The sequence below is a fragment of the Agrobacterium leguminum genome, assembly GCF_005144435.2.
GTDB classification, from domain to species: domain Bacteria; phylum Pseudomonadota; class Alphaproteobacteria; order Rhizobiales; family Rhizobiaceae; genus Agrobacterium; species Agrobacterium leguminum.
In genome coordinates, this window is sequence record NZ_CP120211.1 from 202,580 (window position 1) to 221,873 (window position 19,294).

Genomic DNA, 19,294 nt, shown 5'->3' on the forward strand with positions numbered 1-19,294 from the left:
GATTTTTTCTTAAATTTTGAGTTGGGTGGACCCCATGACCAGCATTTTGACCAATGCGGCGGCAATGGCCGCGCTGCAAACCCTGCGGATGATCGACAAGAATCTGGAAACGACGCAGGCGCGCGTGTCCTCCGGCTATCGTGTCGAGACTGCGGCGGACAACGCGGCCTACTGGTCCATTGCAACGACGATGCGCTCCGACAATAATGCGCTTTCGGCCGTGCAGGATGCTTTGGGTCTGGGCGCCGCCAAGGTCGACACCGCCTATGACGCGCTTGAAAGCACGATCGAGGTCGTCAAGCAGATCAAGGCCAAGCTCGTTGCCGCCTATGGCGTGGGCGCCGACCGCAGCAAGATTCAGGATGAAATCAAGCAGCTTCAGGAACAGCTGAAGAGCATCTCCGAATCGGCCTCCTTCTCGGGTGAAAACTGGCTGCAGGCCAGTATCAGCAACGGTGGCACGCCGCCGGTTGAAGAATCGATCACCAAAAAGGTCGTTGCATCCTTCACCCGCACAGGCTCGGGCAATGTCGGGGTCACGACCGTTGACTACACGCTCGACAGCAGCACCGTGCTTTTCGACCTCAGTGGCGGAAAGCTCGGTATTCTCGACAAAAACGCCGTTTTCGTCAGCAAGACGGAATATGAAGTCACCCAGACGTCGACGACCGCCGGCACGGCGACGGAGGCGGGTTTTGTCGTGCCGAAGCTAACCGATGCAGAAATCGGCGCGCTGAATGCCGCGACGACGGATACGAATACGGATCCGAATGTCTATAGCGACGGCACCGCCAATTATCTCCGCCTTGCCGAAAATGTATGGGTCAAGGTGACGGGGACGGATCCGTCGAGCGGCGGCATCACCGTTTCTCCCGCCTATCGCGACACCAGCAGCAACGACTGGTTTTACGATACCAGCAGCGGAGCGGCTTCCGCCGATCGTTCCCTCGGCTTTTCCGTCTCCACCCTCGATCTCGGCAATCTCGATATCGTTGCCGCGGCCATGGGCGGTTTTGCCGGCGGCGGCACGACCTATACCGACGCAGACGCCATCGACATGATGATGTCCTTCGTCGACGGGCAGCTTGAGGCGATGACCAGCACGGCTTCCAGCCTGGGTTCGCTGCAGAGCCGCATCAGCATGCAGGATAACTTCGTTTCCAGCCTGATGGATGTGATCGACAAGGGCATCGGCCGTCTCGTCGATGCCGACATGAACGAGGAATCGACCAGGCTGAAGGCGCTGCAAACGCAGCAGCAGCTCGGCATCCAGGCGCTCTCCATCGCCAACGCCAATGCGGAAAATATCCTCCAGCTCTTCAAGTAACGGGTCTGGCCGGCGTGGGCGCGCGGGGATGAAAGGGCGCAGGCTTCCTGATCGAGCCCGCCTTCATCCTCGCACAAGTTTGAACACCTAACGTCGGGTCAATATGGGGCGGATCGCATGGCGTGATCCGGCCGGGAAACGTGGAAGAGACGGGCAGGGTAGCAAGGATGACGGTGGTGCCGCCAAACGGCTTAGAGCATTTCCAGGAAAAGTGGATCCCGGTTTTCCGTCCGGAAATGCGGCGAGGCTTTTGCGATTCGCGCGGGCAACGAAACATGTCTGGCCCCTTTTTCCTGTTTTGCCGGGGGCAGGCATGAGCGCGTCCATTGCACGGTTTCTCAAGGACTTCGGTGAAGCGCAACCGCAACCGGCGGCGCAGGCCTTCGGCGACCCGTTGGCCGATACAGATTTCTTGTCCGGTTTTGCCGATGGCGCTTCCGGTTTCGACGAATTTGCTCCCGTCGATGTGGAGAGCGAGAAAAAGGCGGCCTATGACCGCGGCCGCGAAGATGCTACCCGCGAGATCACCGAGAAGATGCAGGCGGAGCGGGAAGAGCTGATCGCTGCCCATGCGGCCGAGCTGGAGGCCCTGCGTTCGGGGCACCTCGAAGAAATCGCGGCCTCCCTGTCCCATGGTCTGCGCGAGGGTATCGACGCGATTGCGGCCAATCTCAGCGAACAGACCGCCAATATCCTTGCTCCGGTCCTGACGGAAAAGCTGTCGCTCAAGGCGGTCTCGGCGCTGGCGGATGTGGTGCGTAGCGCGATGCCGGACGGAGAAGGGGTCACGCTTGTCGTGAAAGGCCCGAAAGATTTGTTCGAGCGGCTGAAGACGCAGCCGGGCTTTGAAGAAGAAACGATGAAATTTACCGAGACCACCGATATCGATCTTTCCGTCGAGTTGGGTGAAAGCGTGTTCGTGACGCGCATGTCCGCCTGGGCGTCCAGTCTTCGCAAGGTGATGAAATGAGTGAAGGCGAAAATCACCACCACGGTAAAAACGAGATCATCATCGTCAAGCGCCACAAGGGCGGTCATGACGGCGCCCATGGCGGTGCGTGGAAAATCGCCTATGCCGACTTCATGACGGCGATGATGGCGTTCTTCCTCGTCATGTGGCTGGTCAATGCCGCCAATGAGGAAACCAAGGCCTCGGTCGCCAGCTATTTCAACCCGATCAAGCTGTCCGATGAGAAACCCTCGTCCAAGGGGCTGGAAAAGCCGGTGGACAAGGAAGAGGGCGTCCAGAAGAAGGACCAGTCCAACATCCAGGCGGAAAAGGTCACCAAAGGCTCGGCCGCGGCGACAGGCGAAGACCTGACCTCGCAGACCGGTGAACAGTCGAACTTTTCCGAAGCGGACTTTTTCGAAAATCCCTATTCCGTGCTGGCGGAAATCGCCCAGCAGGTGGGCCAGCAGGCCAATGTCAGCGCCAAGGGCGAGGGCGGCGCCGCCGATTCCGGCCCGGCGACGGGCGCAAGCGGCGGTGAAGCCTATCGCGATCCGTTCGATCCCGATTTCTGGACCCAGCAGGTGAAAATCACCCGCGCCGATCAGCCGCAGAAACCGGTTGAACAGCAGCAACTCGCCGAGAACAAGCAGGAGGATGCGGCCGAAAACGCTCAGGCGGTCGCGCTCAAGGCGTCCGAGACACCGGCCGACAAGGCGGAAGACGGAAAACCGATGGAAGTCGCCGCCGTTGTGCCGCAGCAGCGCCCGGATGCCGCCGAGCAGGCAGCGCTCGCGCAGCCAAAGCCGGACGAGCCGCGCCAGGCGAGCGATGCAGAGCAAAAGGCCAGCGACGCCGACTGGGAAAAGGCCGACACGCTGCGCGAGAAGATCGAGAAGCAGATATCCGGCATTACCGGCAAGCTTTCCGAAGGTCTGGTGGTGACGCCGGCCGAAGGCGGATTGCTGCTCACCATTTCCGACCAGACGGAAACGCCGATGTTCAACATCGGATCGGCCGTTCCCCGGCGTGAAATGGTTCTGGCCATGGAGAAAATCGGCAAACTGCTTCAGGAGCGCGGCGGCAGCGTGGTGATACGCGGCCATACCGACGGGCGGCAGTTCAAGGGCGAGGCCAATGACAACTGGCGGCTTTCCATGGATCGCGCTCACAGCGCCTATTACATGCTGGTGCGCGGCGGCCTGTCGGAAGAGCGGGTAAAGCAGGTCTCGGGTTTTGCGGACCGCAGATTGCAGGTGCCGGCGGACCCTTTGGCGGACGCCAACCGCCGCATCGAAATTCTGCTTGAGGCCGATCGGGGGTGAGTGTGACGAAAACCTCGAAACGCTGGCTTCTTCTTGCGGCAACGCTTTGCGGGCTCGGCTCCGAGCCGGGCAGGGCGTTTTCGCAGTCGCAAGACAATCTCATGCCCTATGCCATGCTGCGCTCCCTGCAATTCGTGCAGGATTCGGTCGCCATGGGCGACCATTCCGCTTCGGAAATGCAGCGGTTTCTACTCCAGACCATCGATGAGCGGCTGAAGAGCGCGCCTTCGGCGATCTTCAAGGATCCGCGCAATGTCGATGCGGCGCTTATCTATGCGATGAGCGGCGGCAATCCGGCCACGCTGGAACTGCTGGTCGCGCGCGATGTGGATGGCAATTTCGACAGCCGCGTTGCCGATATCCTGCGCAAATACCTCTCCGGCAAGGGAACGCTGGTCGCGCAGAGCATTGCGGCCATGGTGCCGGAATATCGCGGCAAGCGGATCGGCGCTTATCTGGCGCTGATCGGCGGCAATGTGACGATCCCGCGCGATCCGTTGGCGGCGCTTGGTTTTTACGATATCGCCCGGCTCGAAGCGCCGGGCACCATCGTCGAGGAAGCCGCATTGCGCCGTTCGCTCGCCATCGCGGTCGAGGATGGCGATGCGGCACGCGGCGTCGATTATGCGCAGCGTTATGCGCGGCGTTTCCTGCATTCGCCCTATGCCAGCCAGTTTGCGGACCTTCTGGTCTCGCTGGTGGTCAAGCGCGCCGATTCCATCGGCGAGGAGGCGATACAGGAAACCTTCGCCATGATGGATACCGAGAGGCAGAAGGAAGCCTATCTGCGGCTTTCCCGCCTCGCGGCGATCAGCGGCAAGGATTCGCTGGCGCGCATGGCGGCTTTGAGGGCGAAGGCGCTGTCTCCTGCGCTGCCGGGTGAGCCGGAAGTACAGGCAAATCTCTATGAAAGCCTTTCCAACATCGGCACGCCCGATGTGGTGAGCGCAATCGAGACAATAGGGCAGATTCCCGAAGCGCAGCTTTCGGATAGGGACAGGGCCTTGCGGGACGCGGCAAGAGCGATTGCCGAGCAGGTGGTTCGTCCTCCTTCCCCGCAGTCCGGCGTCGAGGCCGACACTGCGGCCACGAAGGACACCGGGCGGAATGCGCCCGAAAACGAAGCGAACGCTGCCGATGCAAGGAGCATATGGCGGGTCGAAACCCAGAAGGCTGACGATGAGGGCGACAACGTGCGGCAACTCGTGACGAGCGGTCGCAGCAAGCTCGATGAAATCGACAGCCTGTTGAAGAAAGGCGAGGGGGCACCATGATCGACGCAACCATCAACGCGATAGTGAATGCGCCGCCATCCGATCCGCGCGCCGGCAGCGCCAATGCCAGGGACGACGCCAAGGGCGGCAGTTTCGGCGATGCGCTTTCCACGGTTCGGGACGAGCGCCCGCCGCAGGCGCTGCATTCGCGGCATCAGCAGGACGAGAACCCGGCTGAAGAACAGCAGGCGCAGCCCGATGGCGAGGCGGAAAAGATGGATGTCCCGGTCAAGCGGCCCGCAACATTTCTCAATGTGATCGTCAACGAGCATGCCGGCGAAGGTCGTGCCCAGGAGACGGTGGCCGAGTTTCAAAACGCCGTGAAAACGGCCCGCACAACGCCGGAAAACGGCAAGCCCGGCAAGAAGCTCAAGGACGACGCCGACAAGGACGCCGAGGTGACGGACGATACGATCGATCCGAAGCTGGCGGAACTGCAGCTCGTGACGGCCAATGCCGCCGATATGGCGACGGCCAAGACACCGCTTGAGGAAATTGCCCAGGCGATTGCCGGCAAGGCCGACACGGTGAAATCAGACCGTGCTGAGCCTGTCCGGGGTAAGGTCGAACATTCGGTCAAGGACATGCCGACAGGGATCGCACCGGCCGGTAACGAGGCGGGTTCTGCTTCGGAAAACGAGGGCGATGCCTCGGCATTCCGTTTTTCGTCTCCGCGCTCAGGCGTGGCCCGGGCTCTGGATATGAGCACCGTTCAGCGTGAAGGCCGTGTCGAGTTCGATGCACGCGAAAGCACCGGCAAGGCGGCCGATACCATAACGGTTCTCGATTCGCGGCGGTTCATCGGCCTGGCGCCCTCGACCAACGCGTCGGCCCTGACCGGCCTGATCGTCAACGATCCGGAATGGGTGAGCGCCATGCAGCCCGGTTCGTCGCTCTCCAATGCGGCGGCCCAGAGCAGCACCGGCAAGGTCGTCCATACGCTGAAGCTGCACATGACGCCGATCGAGCTTGGATCGGTGACAATGTCGCTGCGTCTTGCCGGTGACGAGCTTGCCGTTCACATGACGGTGGAGAGTGTTGCGGCCTATAAAAAGCTCCAGGAAGACAGCAAGAGCATCCTCGATGGCCTCAAGGCGCAGGGTCTGACGGTCGATAACATCACCATCAGCATCGCTTCTTCCGACAAGAGTGACCAAACGGGCACACAAGGCAACAATCAGCAAAATCAGCAGGCGCAGCAGCAGGGCCAGCAGGCCGCCGCCGGGCGCAACCGTGACGAGTCCGGAGCACGGGGCGACCGGCAAGGCAATGGTGATAATTTGGGGGTGCATAATGAAGGCATGGATGGCGCTCTTGGCTCTGCCCGCTCTTCTGCTGACAATGGCGTCTACCTCTGAAAACGCGTCCGCTTCGGCAACGTCAGGTGTCTGTGAAAGAGAGATCCAGTCGGCGGCCCGCAAATATGGCGTGCCGGAGGGAATTCTCTATTCGGTGGGGCTGACCGAAACGGGCCGCAAGGGGCGTCTCGACCCCAACGCCATGAATATCGAGGGAAAACCGGTATTTGCCTCCTCCACAGAGGAGGCTTTGACCACTTTTGAGGCGGCGAAGCGCAACGGCGCCAAGCTGATCGACCTCGGATGCATGCAGATAAATCATTATTTCCATGGCGAAAACTTCGCATCCGCGCGGGAAATGTTCGATCCGCGCCGCAATGTGGAATATGCCGCCATGTTCCTGCGCAACCTTCACAACAGGCATGAAACCTGGACCATGGCGGTCGCCCGCTATCATGCCGGCCCCAACAATGATCCGGCGCAGAAGAAATATGTCTGCCGTGTCATCGCCAATCTGGTGGCGACGGGCTACGGGAAATGGACCGCCAACGCGAAAAATTTCTGCGACGGTTGACAACCTGAAATTGTTTTCAGGCGCCGCAGGACTCGTATTTCGAAATGTGGCGATAGATTGATCGAAAAAAGGCATTTCAAGCGGTTTTTTCGGAATTTTGAAATTTCTACACAAAAATTTTGTGCCATGTATGGTTAATGCCCACTATATATAGATCAAATCGGCACAAAATGGTTAATCAATTATTAATATCTATCGATGATTTCCTACAGTTGTCCCTGAATCGCCCGATTCGTACCAATGCCACATTGGAAAACACCACACTGATTCGGAGGCGGACGAATGATCGTAGTGGTTGATGAGCGCGAGCTCGTTAAAGACGGCTATACATCTCTATTTGGGCGTGAGGGCATTCCCTCGACCGGCTTCGATCCGGTCGAATTCGGGGAGTGGGTCTCGACGGCGGCGGAAAGCGATCTTGCGGCTGTAGAAGCCTTCCTGATCGGCCAGGGCGACCGGAGCTTTTCTTTGCCGAAGGCGATCAGGGATCGCACGACGGCCCCGGTGATCGCGGTCAGCGACCAGCCCTCGCTGGAATCGACGCTGGCGCTTTTCGACAGCGGCGTAGACGACGTCGTGCGCAAGCCGGTACACCCCCGTGAAATTCTTGCACGTGCGGCGGCGATCCGTCGCCGATTGCAGGTCATCTCGAATTTCACCGATGCTGGACCGATCCGGGTTTTCTCCGATGGCCGCGACCCGGAAGTGGGTGGTGAAGTGTTCCCCTTGCCGCGCCGTGAGCGCCGCATCCTCGAATATTTGATCGCCAATCGCGGACGCCGCGTTTCCAAGGCGCAGATTTTCAATGCCATCTACGGCATCTTCGATGACGACGTCGAAGAAAACGTCGTCGAAAGCCACATCAGCAAGCTGCGCAAGAAGCTGCGCAAGAAGCTTGGCTACGATCCGGTCGATTCCAAACGTTTCCTCGGCTACAGCATTGATTGGCAATGATTTTCATTGACCCGCGTGGTCTTTTTCAAACGCGGTATTTCCGACAGCTTCACGCAAGCCAAACGCTTTACCTTCTCCCTGAAAGATGACCACGAGGGTTTTTGAATGAGTATTTTCGGCACTATGCGAACCGGTGTGTCCGGCATGAATGCACAGGCGAACAAGCTGGGGACCGTGGGCGACAACATCGCCAACGCAAGCACCACCGGCTACAAGCGCGCATCGACGTCGTTCTCCTCGCTCGTTCTGCCCTCCTCGTCGGGCAGCTATGCGTCCGGCGGCGTGCAGTCCAACGTTCGCTACAGCATTTCGGAGCAGGGCAACCTCTCCTACACCACCTCGAGCACCGACCTTGCCATTCAGGGCAACGGCTTCTTCGTGGTTCAGGACGGTGCAGGCACGCCCTACCTCACCCGCGCCGGCTCTTTCGTGAAGAACTCGGAAGGGTATCTGGAAAACGCGGCTGGCTTCCAGCTGATGGGTTATCCCTACGGTTCCAACCCGCCGGCGGCTGTCGTCAACGGCTTCACGGGTCTTGAAGCCATCAACGTCAATAATTTCGGCCTGACGGCATCGCCCTCCACGCAGGGCAGCTTCCCGGCCAATCTTAACCGTGACGATACGGCTGTGGCGGCGGCATCGCTTCCAAGCACCAACTCCGCAACTGCGACGTTCGGTAATAAGACCTCGCTTACGGCATTCGATAGCGGTGGCGCTAAGGTGCTTTACGATTTCTACTATACCAAGACCGGCGACAATACCTGGGAAGTAGCGGTTTATCGTCAGGATCAGTCGACGAATGGCGGTTTCCCCTATACGGCTACGCCAGCATCGGACCTTGTTCAGGAAAGTGTCACGCTGACATTCGATCCTGCGACCAACAAGCTCACCACCACTTCGGATAATTCGATTACGATCAATGATCAGGTCAGCGGCGTGGCGCAGGCGATCAACATCGACCTCTCTGAAATGACGCAGTTCTCGACCAAGTTTACGCCTGGCACTGCAGTTCTGGACGGCAATGGCCCGAGCCAGATCAAGGATGTGGAAATCGGCAAGGATGGCGTGGTAACGGCGGTCTATCAGGATGGCGGTCGCCGCAACATTTACCAGCTGGCGCTGGCCACGGTGCCGAGCGTCGACAATCTCAGCCCGCAGAACGGTAACGTCTATCTGCCGAGCAACGAGTCGGGTGTCGTCACCATCGGCTTCCCGCAGTCGGGCAGCTTCGGTTACATCCAGAAGGGCGCGCTGGAAGGCTCGAACGTCGATATCGCCAGCGAACTCACCGACATGATTGAATCCCAGCGTATCTACACAGCGAATTCGAAAGTCTTCCAGACTGGATCGGATTTGATGGACGTCCTGATCAATCTGAAGAGATAATACTTCTCACGAGGACAGATGAATGTCGCTCACGTCAGCAATGAATACTGCGCAGTCGATTTTCAATAATACAGGTAAGCAGACGGACGTTACCTCCAAGAACATTGCCAATGTCGGCAATGCTAACTACGTCAAGCGAACCGCCATTCTCGGCACGACCATGGCTGGAGCGAGTATCGTCTCCAACGGCCGTGCCCAGAATGAAAGTCTTCTCAGGCAGACGATTTCCAGCTCTTCTCTCGCTTCCGGCCAGAGCACGGTTCTGACCGGTCTTGAGGAAATGAAGAGCATTTTCGGCGGCAACGATTATGAGAGTTCGCCGGCCACCTATATGAAGGAACTGCTGAAGAGCCTGGACGCTTACGCCGCCAAGCCGAGCGATGCCGCTCTGGCCGCCACGGCCGTCACCTCGGCCACCGATGTCGCCAGTTCCCTGAACAAGGCCTCGAGCGAATTGCAGGCGATGCGTCTGCGCGCCGACAAGGAAATCGCCCTTCAGGTCGACAAGCTGAACGGGCTGCTTGCGAAGTTCGAGGAAGCCAATAACGAGGTCAAGGCGCAGACGGCGATCGGCGGCGATCCAAGCGACGCTCTCGATCAGCGCGAGACGCTTCTGAAGGATATTTCCTCCATCATCGGCATCAATGTCGTCAATCGTCCCAACAACGATGTGGCGCTTTATACGACGGATGGCGCGACGCTGTTCGAAATCGTGCCGCGCAGCGTCACCTTCAAGACGCAGCCGGGCTTTGATGCGACGACCACGGGCAACGCAATCTATGTCGATGGCGTAGCGCTGAAGGCAGGAAGCGGCAGCAACACGACGTCTGAGGGCTCGCTTCAGGGCCTGATGCAGATTCGTGACGATCTGGCGCCGACGATGCAGAGCCAGCTCGACGAAATCGCCCGCGGCCTCATCACCATGTTTGCGGAAAAGCCGGCCGACGCGACCAGCGGCCTGCCGGATATGCCGGGTCTCTTCACCTACGGCTCGCCGGCGGCGACGACCATTCCGGCAGACGGGATTGTCTCTCCCGGGCTCGCGGCCAGCATTACCGTCAACCCGGCGTTAATTATTTCCAAAGGTGGCAATCCGGAATTGTTGCGTGACGGCGGTATCAACGGTACCGATTACGTGATCAATACCGCAGCGTCGGGGGGAACCGGTTTCTCCGAGCTGATCCGCAGCTATGTTACTGCTTTCGACGCGCCCATGAATTTTGCCGCGTCGACACGTATCGATACGAATACCAGCATCCTGAAATACGGCACCAACTCGATGGGGTGGCTCGAACAGGAACGTTCCGGCGCGACTTCTGCCAACGAAGCGAAAAGCGCGCTTTATGAGCGCTCCGCCACGTCCTATTCGAACAATACGGCGGTCAGCCTGGACGAGGAACTGTCGCTGCTCATGGATATCGAGCAATCCTACAAGGCCGCGACCAAACTGGTGACGACCGTTGACGAAATGCTCAAGTCCCTGATGGACATGGTGAGGTAAACGATGAAAACGTCATTCATTTCATCGCTGGCGATGCAGAACAGCATGCGCAGCACCATCCTCAAGGCTCAGCTCGAGATGACCAATCTCAATACCGAGCTGACGACGGGCAAGCATGCCGATCTCGGCGTGACGCTGGGCGCCAACACCGCCCGCAGCCTCGATCTCAATCGCGATATCGACCGCATTACCTCGCTGGTCAGCGTCAATTCGATTGCAACGCAACGCCTCAAATCCTCGCAGACGGCGCTGGACGGCATGGCGCAGGCCGCACAGGAAATTCAGAAGGTTCTTGTCCCCAACACCAGCAGCGAAGCGCCGACGCTGACGACGGTCGCCAAAACCATCTCGAATGCCTTCAACAATTTCACCAGCTTCGCCAATACGGCGGTCAACGGCGAGTTTCTGTTCTCCGGCATCAATACGGATGTGAAGCCCGTCGATGACTATTTCGCTGAAGGGTCTACCCTGAAGGAAGCCTATGAGACCGAGCTGAACGCATTCATGGCGGCGCAGACGCCGGCGGTTGGCGATATCACCGGCCTGTCCAAGACCCAGGCCGAAGCCTTCATGACCCATATCGAAGGTGTGTTCAACGGCACCACGACGGTAACGAACCCGCCCCATAGCAGCCTGACGGCCGGCCAGAACTACGATTTCTGGACGACCTTCGGCTCCAAGGCGAGCGACACCAACATGACGAGCCGCATCAGCCAGAACGAGGTCGTGGAAACCTCCAGCAACAGCAATTCGCAGGGCATGCGTTATTTTGCACTGACGGCGATGACGGCGATGACCTTCCTCGACGAAAAGGTGGATAGCGGCGTTCGCGAAATGGTGGCGACCAAGTCGGTGACCAATATCGGCACCGCCATCAGTGGCCTGAACCAGCAGCAAAGCCAACTCGGCCTTTCCGAAAGCCGCGTTTCGAAGGCCAATGATTCGCTGGCAGCCCAGAAGAAGATCATCGAAACGCATCTGCTGGATATTGAGGGGATCGATACCTACGAGGCGAAGACCCGCCTCGATCTGCTGCAGCAGCAGATTGAAATCGCATACAGCCTCACGTCGCGTCTGCAAAAAATGAGTCTGGTGAACTACCTCTGATGAACAGGGGTGGCGGCAGATAAAGGATACATGAATGTACCAGTTTTCCTACGCCGAAATCATGGAGGATGGTGTCGCCAACGCGAAGGATCGCGAGCGGCAGGCGTTGACAAAATCGATCGACCTTCTGGTGGAGGCAAGGGATTCCTCTTCGCAGCGCCACACGATCGAAGCGCTTTTTTACACTCGACGGGTCTGGATCCGCTTCATTGAAGATCTCAAGCAACCCGACAACCAGCTTGCCATGGAGCTCAGGGCCAATCTGATTTCCATCGCGATCTGGATATTGAAAGAGTGCGAACTGATCCGGAAACGTCAGTCGACGAATTTCCAGGGCATAATTGACGTGACAACCATCATCAGGGATGGACTGAAATGAAAAGTACACTTCGGATTTCGCTGAAATCGGGCGAAAAGATTTTTATCAACGGCGCGGTTCTGCGTGTGGATCGCAAGGTGGCGCTCGAATTCCTGAACGATGTCACGTTCCTGCTTGAAAACCACGTTCTGCAGCCCGATCAGGCGACGACGCCGCTGAGGCAGCTTTATTTCATCGCGCAGATGATCCTCATCAACCCGGAAGGGCGCGAACAGTCCACCAACATGTTCCGCAAGTCGGTCAGCATGCTGCTGAACTGCTTCCAGCATGACGAGGTTCTGGCGGAACTCAAGCGGATCGACGGGCTGGTTGCCTCGGGCAAGGCTTTCGAAGCGCTGAAGGCCATTCGCGGTCTCTATCCGATCGAGGAGAAAATCCTCAACAATCAGGAAATGACCCCCGCAACGATCGAACAGATTCGCAAGGAGATCGCACCATGGCGGTAGATGCAGTCACTTCGGCAGCGTCAAATCCCTGGGCCAATGCCGGGGCGAGCAGCTCCGACAGCAGCGCGGCGTCGCTGAACTACGACAGCTTCCTGAAGCTCCTCATCGCCCAGATGAAGAACCAGGATCCGACCAGCCCGATGGATGCCGGCGAGCAGATGTCGCAGCTCGCAAGCTTCTCGCAGGTCGAGCAGACCATCAAGACCAACACCCATCTGAAGAGCATGCTGCAGGCGGAAGCCCTGACGCGCGCCTCCGATCTGGTCGGCAAGACGGTCAAGAGCGCCGACGACACCGTCACCGGCGTGGTGAAGGAAGTCGAGGTCTATTCGGACGGCGTTGTCGCCATCACCGAAGCTGGTGACAAGGTGCTGCTGCAGGCCGGCGTGACCTTCTCCAACGGCCCGATTACGAGTACATCTGATAACGGAACCGATTCGGATAGCGCGACCGGTTCCTGACATTGAAGAGGCGGCATGACGCCGCCTTTCCGGATTGAGGATGCGACGATGAACGAGGCCGATGCGCTTGACATCATGCAGGCGGCTGTCTGGACGGTTCTCGTCGCGGCCGGTCCCGCGGTTCTCGCCGCCATGATCGTCGGTGTCGTCATCGCCTTCATTCAGGCCCTGACCCAGGTTCAGGAAATGACGCTGACCTTCGTTCCCAAGATCGTCACGATCATGCTCGTGCTCGGCGTCGCCGCCCCCTTCGTGGGCGCGCAGATATCGCTCTTTTCCAATCTCGTCTTTTCCCGCATCCAGTCCGGCTTCTGACGCCGTCCGCTGCAGATGCCACCTTCGCGCAAGCTTCAGCCGCTAGGGATAGGCGGAAAGCATCGGGCCGAATTGCGTGCGCTTTTCGAAAACCGTTGCTACGGAACCGTGCGACGGCTTTTCCGTCGCCCTTCTCATGAAGAGACAGGACGAATTTATGGCGCAACCACCAGTCATCTCCCTGCCCAAGGTCAGTCCGAGCACGCGTGACATCGGTTTCGCACTGGGCATCGTGGCGATCCTCTGCGTTCTCTTCCTGCCCATTCCGGTCATGCTGGTGGATATCGGGCTGGCCTTTTCGATTGCGCTTTCGGTCCTCATCCTCATGGTGGCGCTCTGGATTCAGCGACCGCTGGATTTCTCGTCCTTCCCGACCGTGCTGCTGATCGCGACGATGATCCGCCTGTCGCTGAACATCGCGACGACACGCGTTATCCTTTCCCACGGCAATGAAGGGCCGACGGCGGCGGGCGGCGTGATTGCGGGCTTCTCCAGCCTCGTCATGTCCGGCGATTTCGTGATCGGTCTGATCGTCTTCCTGATCCTGATTACCGTCAACTTCATCGTCATCACCAAGGGTGCGACGCGTATCGCCGAAGTCGGCGCGCGTTTCACGCTGGACGCCATTCCCGGCAAGCAGATGTCGATCGATGCGGATTTGTCCGCCGGCATCATCGACGAAAAGGAAGCGCAGCGCCGCCGCCGTGAGCTGGAAGAGGAAAGCTCCTTCTTCGGTTCGATGGACGGCGCCTCGAAATTCGTGCGTGGCGACGCCATTGCCGGCCTCATCATCACCGCGATCAATATTTTCGGCGGCATCATCATCGGTTATTTCCGCCACGGCATGCCCATCGGCGAAGCGGCCGACGTTTTCGTCAAGCTTTCGGTCGGTGACGGTATCGTCTCGCAGATCCCGGCCCTGATCGTATCGCTGGCAGCCGGCCTTCTGGTCTCGCGCGGCGGCACCGCCGGCTCGACGGACCAGGCGGTCGTCAATCAGCTCAGCGGTTATCCGCGCGCGCTGATGGTCTCGGCCATGCTGATGGGACTGCTCGCCATCATTCCGGGCCTTCCCTTCCTGCCCTTCATCTTCCTCGGCGGCATCATGGCCTTCGGCAGCTGGTATATTCCGCGCCAGGCGGAGGCCGAAAGCGCGCTGCGGCGTCAGGAAGAGGAGAACAAGGTTCTCCAGACCACCGAGGCGGAAAAGGATTCGGTCAAGCAGGTGCTGAAGACGGCCGAGATCGAACTGGCGCTCGGCAAGCAGGTTTCCACCCGCCTTCTCGGGGCGCATCAGGAACTGGCCTTCCGTGTCGGCAAGATGCGCAAGAAATTCGCGACCCAATACGGTTTCGTCGTACCCGAGATCAAGGTTTCCGACGACATCATGATCCCGGAAAAGGCCTATCAGATCCGCGTTCACGGCACGACCATCGCGTCCAGCAACCTGCGCGTCGGCGACGTTCTTGTCGTGACCGGGGCAGGGCGCAAGCCGAGCATTCCCGGCGACGAAATCCGCGAACCCGCTTTCGGCATGCCCGCCGTCTCGATTCTCGAAACCTTCACCGAGGATCTGAAGCGCGAAGGCTTCCATCCGATCGACAATGTCTCCGTGGTGCTGACGCATCTGAGCGAAGTCATCCGCAACAACCTGCCGCAGCTCCTGTCCTACAAGGACGTCAAAATCCTCATCGACAGGCTCGATCCCGAATACAAGAAGCTGGCCGACGAGATTTGCTCGTCGCACATGTCCTATTCCGGCCTGCAGGCGGTGCTGAAACTGCTGCTCGCCGAACGCGTATCGATCCGCAACCTGCATCTCATTCTCGAAGCGGTCGCCGAACTTGCGCCGCATGTGCGCAAGACGGAACAGATTGTCGAACATGTGCGGGTACGCATGTCGCAGCAGCTCTGCGGCGATCTTGCCGACAATGGCGTGTTGCGCGTCCTGCGCCTCGGCAACAAGTGGGACATGGTCTTCCACCAGGCGCTGAAGCGCGACCAGAAGGGCGAAATCGTCGAATTCGACATCGATCCCCGCCATCTCGAGGAGTTTTCCGAGCAGGCATCCAAAGTTATCCGTGAATTCATGGATCGCGGGCTACCCTTTGTCCTTGTAACCTCGCCGGAAACGCGGTCCTATGTGCGCATGATTATCGAGCGACTCTTTGCGACCCTGCCGGTTCTTTCGCATGTGGAACTGGCCAAGGGTCTCGAGATCAAGATTCTGGGCGCCATTTCATGATAACCGACCCGCAGGGGACAATCATTGCATTGTTCCTTGCCATCTGCCGTATCGGCGCATGCTTCATGACCATGCCAGGCTTTTCAAGCTCGCGCATTTCGCCGCAGATTCGCATGCTTCTGTGCGTCGCGGTGTCCATGGCGCTTCTGCCCGTGCTGTGGGACACGATCTATCCGAAAGTTTCCGGCGCGAGCCAGGGCACGGTCGTCGGTCTCATCTTTACCGAGGTCGTCATCGGTTCGATGTATGGCCTGATCGCGCGGTTCTACACCCTCGGTTTCCAGTTCACCGGTGCGCTCATCGGCGCTTCCATCGGTCTCAGTGCGCCGGGCGGTGCCGATGTCATAGAAGACGTGCAGGAAAACCAGATATCCAACTTCATCACCTTCGGCGGCCTGCTGGTGCTGTTCATATTCGATTTCCACCATATCGTCCTCAAGGCGCTGGTGGATTCCTACACCGCCACGCCGGTCGGCGCGCTGATCAGCGGCCAGAAGATGCTGATTACGCTGACCGACACGCTCAGGGCCTCTTTTTCGATCATGCTGCGTCTTGCCAGCCCCTTCGTGATTTACGGCTTGATGTTCAACGTCGCGGTCGGTCTCATCAACAAGCTCGCGCCGCAGATTCCGGTCTTCTTTATCTCGACACCCTTCGTTCTCGCGGGTGGTCTTTTCATGCTCTATTTGTCGATTGCGGCCCTCATCCGCCAATTCGTGGATGGTTTCGGGCCGGTCTTCATCGGCTTTTGATCGGGGGAAATGCGATGGCTTCGGACAAGCGCTCGGCCAAACTCAAGCGTCTGGTGACAGTCCAGCGGCACATGGAAAAAATGGCCGAGGTGGAACTGGCTGATACCACCCGCACACGGGCGGAAGTTGCGCAATCCATGGAGAACGTGCTGGAAGCCATGAGTTCCATGGAACCGGTGCATCAGACATTCTCCCGGCACTATTCGGACCGCTACGGCCGTCTCGTCGTCCAGGACCGCCAGCTTGAAGGCGTTCAGCAATTTCAGGAAAACAAGGTGCTGAAGGAAAAGACCAAGGCTGACCGGCTGGAGGACAGGATGCACCTTGCGCGCGATCTTGAGGACCGCGAGGCCGACGATAATGCAATCTATGATTTGTTAGAAATTACGAATGTTTCCCACACACCAGCCTCCAGCAAGGTTGGCGATCCATAGTCTGTCCCATTGTTGCATCGCGGGCGTTTTTGAGGACGTCTCCGGCGATGTTTCTTGATTGAGCGGATGCGCCGGCTTTCTGTGCCGCCCATTCGTCAGCTCGGGAGATCTGGACGTGGCGATATCGGTGATAAGTGATCTGGTGATGGATGTGGTTCGCGCTGCGGACCCCCAGGAAGTTCAGGTCGCCCAGGAAAAACTCAAGGCGAACAAGGCGGCTTTTGCCGCAACCAGCCTTGCCGATGCCGGCAAGGGCTTTGGCGCCGCGGTCGAGATGCTGGATGGCGCCTCCTCGAAGGCTGGTCTCGGCGACACCAATATTCGCGCGGCCCGCACCGAAATCCCGGAAACATACCGCAAATATGAAGCCTCGGTGCTCCAGACCTTCGTGGCCAACATGCTGCCGAAAGACAGCGAGGAAGTCTACGGCAAGGGCAATGCCGGCGAGATCTGGAAGAGCATGATGGCCGAACAGTTTGCCGACACGATTTCCAGAAATGGCGGCGTCGGCATCGCGGAACAGGCTTACAAGGATGCGCTTCGGAAGGCTGAAAGCAAAGGCATTACCGACGTATCGATGAATGAAAAAGACAATAATGCTGCAATTCGGATGGTGGCGGAGTTCGAGCGGCAGGTCCTCGGCGTTTCCAATGAGAAAACGGACGAGGCTTGAGAATGAAAAACCCTAACGAGGAGACAAGCATGGACCTTATGTCGAACGACCACCGTATCCAATCCGTTCTCGGCCGCCTTGAGATGATCATCGACAACGAGAACGACAATATCGGTAAGGACCCCCAGTTCGACTTCAAGGTCTCCAACGCCCACAAGAGCCGTTGCCTCTATGAGCTGACGATGCTGTTCCGCGATACCCCGCGCGAGGAAATCGCTGCCGGTTACATGGAGCAGGTCAAGGGCATCAAGTCCAAGCTCGCCACCAATGCCAGCCGCGTCGAGGCGCATCTGAATGCGGTCCGCGCGGTCGCGGACCTCTTGAAGAACGCGATCCAGGAAGCCGATACGGACGGCACCTATTCGCAGGAACAGTTCATGTACGGCGCAGCCTCCTGATGTTGAAGCTTCTTCTCACCGGCGTCTGGGTTTGCGCCGTCACGCTCGGCGCGGTGTATTTCTCCGTCCAGTTGGCGACGGCGCCCGCGCCGGATGAGGCGGGGGCAAAAAAGGCCAATCTGCAACTGGTCAAGGGCGAAAGCATCACGATCCCCGTCATCAATGATGGCGGGGTGAACGGCTATTTCCTCAGCCGTATTTCGCTGCGCGTCGACAAGACCAAGATGGCGAAGATCGAGCTGCCGGCAACGCAGCTGATGACCGATGAACTGTTCACGCTGCTTGCGGGTTCTTCCATGGTCAATATATCCAATATTTCCACCTTCGATCCCGAAGCCTTCAAGCAGCGCATCCGCGAGGGGCTGAACAAGAGGCTCGATGACGAGGTGGTCGAGGACGTGCTGATCGAACAGCTCGATTATCTGTCGAAAGCCGACATCCGCGAGCAGAACGGCAATGGCACGCCCCGCTCGGTCAAGCTCGTCGAGGGCGAGAAGGCTGAAGCCGGGAAAGAAGCGGCGCCAAGCCACTGACGACCAGCTGGCGAGGGGCGTCGGCCGGATAGGGGATGCGGAGATCCTTCTGGTTAATTGTCTCTTGCCGTATCCCCAGGCATTCTAGAGATTGCTTTCAAGCTAAATTCAACCTGCACCTGTATAACAAGCCCATGAACCACCATCCCGCAGGCCATGTCTCGGATCGGTGGCGATGGGTTTGGCATTTGGGGGTTGGTAATGAGTTTCGCGTCAGGTTTCGCGCGGCCGGAATCGCAACGGAATATCCACGGACTGCGCGTCTGTGATCTCGACTGGAATGGGGCGCTGGAATTGGTCAGCGGCAGGGCGTCTGCCTGTGAAGGGCACACGATGCTGTCCTTTCTCACCATCGAGAAGGCGAAGCTTTCGCTCAAGGACAACGCCTACCGGCAAATTCTGGAAAGCTGCCTGCTTCTGCCGCAGGGCAAGGCAATGAGGACCGCCGCGCGCAGCGATAATGGTGAGCCTCTGCCTGCGCCCATCGATGGCGTCGCCTTTGTGATGGCGCTTCTCACCTATATGGCCGTGCCGAAGCGCATCGGTGTGGCGGGAGATGATGCCGCGCAGATCGGTGAGGTTCTTGCCAGGTTGCGGGCGCATGCGCCCTGGCACGATTTCGTCATGCTGAACCGCGATGCATCGGGCGTTAAGGTGGATGTTCTGCTGGCGGGAATGTTGAAGGAAAACCAGGAGACATGGCTGCACCGCACCGTCAGCCGCGAGAATGCGCGGGTCACCATCGCGGTTGGCCCGCTGTTCAAGGTCCTGTCGTCGGAAGTGGCCGGCATGCCTGAAATTTTCCGCAAGCTTCACATGAGCTGGCTCTACAGCCTCTGCGCCGAACCCTGGCACATCGCGCTCGGCAAGAGCTGAGGCCGTTCTCGCAGGCGTTGCGTTAACCATTTGTTTGCCACGATCCTTTAACCTCTCGTAAGGTTTTGACAGTCGCCCGTTACGGGC

The 19,294-nt window shown here is 58.8% G+C and carries 21 protein-coding genes; all 21 read left to right on the plus strand.

Annotation, left to right across the window (positions count from 1 at the left end; genetic code table 11):
• Positions 1-34: 34 nt before the first annotated feature.
• Positions 35-1,327, plus strand: coding sequence for a flagellin N-terminal helical domain-containing protein (locus CFBP4996_RS00995; RefSeq protein ID WP_080852687.1), 1,293 nt, complete (start codon positions 35-37; stop codon positions 1,325-1,327).
• Between the two features lie 313 nt (positions 1,328-1,640).
• Positions 1,641-2,297, plus strand: a complete 657-nt coding sequence (locus tag CFBP4996_RS01000; RefSeq protein WP_080853251.1) for a hypothetical protein — start codon at positions 1,641-1,643, stop codon at positions 2,295-2,297.
• A complete protein-coding gene (locus CFBP4996_RS01005) occupies positions 2,294-3,601 on the plus strand; it encodes a MotB family protein (RefSeq protein WP_080852686.1) in 1,308 nt (435 codons plus the stop codon). The genes CFBP4996_RS01000 and CFBP4996_RS01005 overlap by 4 nt, the downstream gene beginning before the upstream one ends.
• The gene (gene motC, locus CFBP4996_RS01010) at positions 3,598-4,875 is read left to right on the plus strand and encodes a chemotaxis protein MotC (RefSeq protein ID WP_080852685.1); all 1,278 of its coding nucleotides are present in this window, start codon (positions 3,598-3,600) and stop codon (positions 4,873-4,875) included. The genes CFBP4996_RS01005 and motC overlap by 4 nt, the downstream gene beginning before the upstream one ends.
• Positions 4,872-6,233, plus strand: a complete 1,362-nt coding sequence (gene fliK / locus CFBP4996_RS01015; protein WP_080852684.1) for a flagellar hook-length control protein FliK — start codon at positions 4,872-4,874, stop codon at positions 6,231-6,233. The genes motC and fliK overlap by 4 nt, the downstream gene beginning before the upstream one ends.
• On the plus strand, positions 6,181-6,747 hold the full coding sequence (locus CFBP4996_RS01020) for a lytic transglycosylase domain-containing protein (protein ID WP_035236040.1): 567 nt from the start codon (positions 6,181-6,183) through the stop codon (positions 6,745-6,747). The genes fliK and CFBP4996_RS01020 overlap by 53 nt, the downstream gene beginning before the upstream one ends.
• Before the next feature lie 282 nt (positions 6,748-7,029).
• Entirely contained in the window at positions 7,030-7,701 is a 672-nt protein-coding gene (locus CFBP4996_RS01025; protein WP_004432529.1) for a response regulator transcription factor, read from the plus strand.
• 105 nt (positions 7,702-7,806) lie between these two features.
• Positions 7,807-9,087 (plus strand): flagellar hook protein FlgE, encoded by a 1,281-nt coding sequence (locus CFBP4996_RS01030; protein ID WP_080852683.1) that lies wholly within the window; start codon positions 7,807-7,809, stop codon positions 9,085-9,087.
• 22 nt (positions 9,088-9,109) lie between these two features.
• The gene (gene flgK / locus CFBP4996_RS01035) at positions 9,110-10,588 is read left to right on the plus strand and encodes a flagellar hook-associated protein FlgK (RefSeq protein ID WP_080852682.1); all 1,479 of its coding nucleotides are present in this window, start codon (positions 9,110-9,112) and stop codon (positions 10,586-10,588) included.
• Between the two features lie 3 nt (positions 10,589-10,591).
• The gene (locus CFBP4996_RS01040) at positions 10,592-11,695 is read left to right on the plus strand and encodes a flagellar hook-associated family protein (RefSeq protein ID WP_004432535.1); all 1,104 of its coding nucleotides are present in this window, start codon (positions 10,592-10,594) and stop codon (positions 11,693-11,695) included.
• A gap of 34 nt (positions 11,696-11,729) precedes the next feature.
• On the plus strand, positions 11,730-12,074 hold the full coding sequence (gene flaF, locus CFBP4996_RS01045) for a flagellar biosynthesis regulator FlaF (protein WP_004432537.1): 345 nt from the start codon (positions 11,730-11,732) through the stop codon (positions 12,072-12,074).
• A complete protein-coding gene (gene flbT, locus CFBP4996_RS01050) occupies positions 12,071-12,520 on the plus strand; it encodes a flagellar biosynthesis repressor FlbT (protein WP_004432543.1) in 450 nt (149 codons plus the stop codon). The genes flaF and flbT overlap by 4 nt, the downstream gene beginning before the upstream one ends.
• On the plus strand, positions 12,511-12,981 hold the full coding sequence (gene flgD, locus CFBP4996_RS01055) for a flagellar hook assembly protein FlgD (RefSeq protein ID WP_080852681.1): 471 nt from the start codon (positions 12,511-12,513) through the stop codon (positions 12,979-12,981). Before flbT ends, flgD begins: the two co-directional genes overlap by 10 nt.
• Before the next feature lie 48 nt (positions 12,982-13,029).
• The gene (gene fliQ, locus CFBP4996_RS01060) at positions 13,030-13,296 is read left to right on the plus strand and encodes a flagellar biosynthesis protein FliQ (RefSeq protein WP_003503352.1); all 267 of its coding nucleotides are present in this window, start codon (positions 13,030-13,032) and stop codon (positions 13,294-13,296) included.
• Between the two features lie 157 nt (positions 13,297-13,453).
• Positions 13,454-15,541 (plus strand): flagellar biosynthesis protein FlhA, encoded by a 2,088-nt coding sequence (gene flhA, locus CFBP4996_RS01065; RefSeq protein WP_004432552.1) that lies wholly within the window; start codon positions 13,454-13,456, stop codon positions 15,539-15,541.
• Positions 15,538-16,293: a flagellar biosynthetic protein FliR gene (gene fliR, locus CFBP4996_RS01070; RefSeq protein ID WP_004432553.1), complete on the plus strand. Its 756-nt coding sequence runs from the start codon at positions 15,538-15,540 to the stop codon at positions 16,291-16,293. The genes flhA and fliR overlap by 4 nt, the downstream gene beginning before the upstream one ends.
• Before the next feature lie 14 nt (positions 16,294-16,307).
• Positions 16,308-16,727: a hypothetical protein gene (locus CFBP4996_RS01075; protein ID WP_004432556.1), complete on the plus strand. Its 420-nt coding sequence runs from the start codon at positions 16,308-16,310 to the stop codon at positions 16,725-16,727.
• Positions 16,728-16,842: 115 nt separating this feature from the next.
• Positions 16,843-17,400, plus strand: coding sequence for a rod-binding protein (locus CFBP4996_RS01080; protein ID WP_035236043.1), 558 nt, complete (start codon positions 16,843-16,845; stop codon positions 17,398-17,400).
• Between the two features lie 29 nt (positions 17,401-17,429).
• On the plus strand, positions 17,430-17,798 hold the full coding sequence (locus CFBP4996_RS01085; protein ID WP_026363659.1) for a hypothetical protein: 369 nt from the start codon (positions 17,430-17,432) through the stop codon (positions 17,796-17,798).
• The gene (locus CFBP4996_RS01090; protein ID WP_080852680.1) at positions 17,798-18,331 is read left to right on the plus strand and encodes a flagellar basal body-associated FliL family protein; all 534 of its coding nucleotides are present in this window, start codon (positions 17,798-17,800) and stop codon (positions 18,329-18,331) included. The genes CFBP4996_RS01085 and CFBP4996_RS01090 overlap by 1 nt, the downstream gene beginning before the upstream one ends.
• Positions 18,332-18,532: 201 nt before the next feature.
• Positions 18,533-19,207 carry a WecB/TagA/CpsF family glycosyltransferase gene (locus CFBP4996_RS01095; protein WP_080852679.1) on the plus strand — a complete coding sequence of 225 codons (675 nt, stop codon included), beginning with the start codon at positions 18,533-18,535 and terminating at the stop codon, positions 19,205-19,207.
• The last annotated feature ends 87 nt before the right edge of the window (positions 19,208-19,294 follow it).

What these genes read in the sequence shown, in the direction of transcription:
- fliR (WP_004432553.1), top strand. Translation starts at nt 15,538, where the DNA reads ATGATAACCGACCCGCAGGGGACAATCATTGCATTGTTCCTTGCCATC.
- CFBP4996_RS01090 (WP_080852680.1), top strand. Translation starts at nt 17,798, where the DNA reads ATGTTGAAGCTTCTTCTCACCGGCGTCTGGGTTTGCGCCGTCACGCTC.
- CFBP4996_RS01075 (WP_004432556.1), top strand. Translation starts at nt 16,308, where the DNA reads ATGGCTTCGGACAAGCGCTCGGCCAAACTCAAGCGTCTGGTGACAGTC.
- fliQ (WP_003503352.1), top strand. Translation starts at nt 13,030, where the DNA reads ATGAACGAGGCCGATGCGCTTGACATCATGCAGGCGGCTGTCTGGACG.
- CFBP4996_RS00995 (WP_080852687.1), top strand. Translation starts at nt 35, where the DNA reads ATGACCAGCATTTTGACCAATGCGGCGGCAATGGCCGCGCTGCAAACC.
- flaF (WP_004432537.1), top strand. Translation starts at nt 11,730, where the DNA reads ATGTACCAGTTTTCCTACGCCGAAATCATGGAGGATGGTGTCGCCAAC.
- CFBP4996_RS01000 (WP_080853251.1), top strand. Translation starts at nt 1,641, where the DNA reads ATGAGCGCGTCCATTGCACGGTTTCTCAAGGACTTCGGTGAAGCGCAA.
- CFBP4996_RS01020 (WP_035236040.1), top strand. Translation starts at nt 6,181, where the DNA reads ATGGCGCTCTTGGCTCTGCCCGCTCTTCTGCTGACAATGGCGTCTACC.
- CFBP4996_RS01005 (WP_080852686.1), top strand. Translation starts at nt 2,294, where the DNA reads ATGAGTGAAGGCGAAAATCACCACCACGGTAAAAACGAGATCATCATC.
- flgD (WP_080852681.1), top strand. Translation starts at nt 12,511, where the DNA reads ATGGCGGTAGATGCAGTCACTTCGGCAGCGTCAAATCCCTGGGCCAAT.
- flgK (WP_080852682.1), top strand. Translation starts at nt 9,110, where the DNA reads ATGTCGCTCACGTCAGCAATGAATACTGCGCAGTCGATTTTCAATAAT.
- flbT (WP_004432543.1), top strand. Translation starts at nt 12,071, where the DNA reads ATGAAAAGTACACTTCGGATTTCGCTGAAATCGGGCGAAAAGATTTTT.
- fliK (WP_080852684.1), top strand. Translation starts at nt 4,872, where the DNA reads ATGATCGACGCAACCATCAACGCGATAGTGAATGCGCCGCCATCCGAT.
- CFBP4996_RS01040 (WP_004432535.1), top strand. Translation starts at nt 10,592, where the DNA reads ATGAAAACGTCATTCATTTCATCGCTGGCGATGCAGAACAGCATGCGC.
- CFBP4996_RS01085 (WP_026363659.1), top strand. Translation starts at nt 17,430, where the DNA reads ATGGACCTTATGTCGAACGACCACCGTATCCAATCCGTTCTCGGCCGC.
- flhA (WP_004432552.1), top strand. Translation starts at nt 13,454, where the DNA reads ATGGCGCAACCACCAGTCATCTCCCTGCCCAAGGTCAGTCCGAGCACG.
- CFBP4996_RS01025 (WP_004432529.1), top strand. Translation starts at nt 7,030, where the DNA reads ATGATCGTAGTGGTTGATGAGCGCGAGCTCGTTAAAGACGGCTATACA.
- CFBP4996_RS01030 (WP_080852683.1), top strand. Translation starts at nt 7,807, where the DNA reads ATGAGTATTTTCGGCACTATGCGAACCGGTGTGTCCGGCATGAATGCA.
- CFBP4996_RS01095 (WP_080852679.1), top strand. Translation starts at nt 18,533, where the DNA reads ATGAGTTTCGCGTCAGGTTTCGCGCGGCCGGAATCGCAACGGAATATC.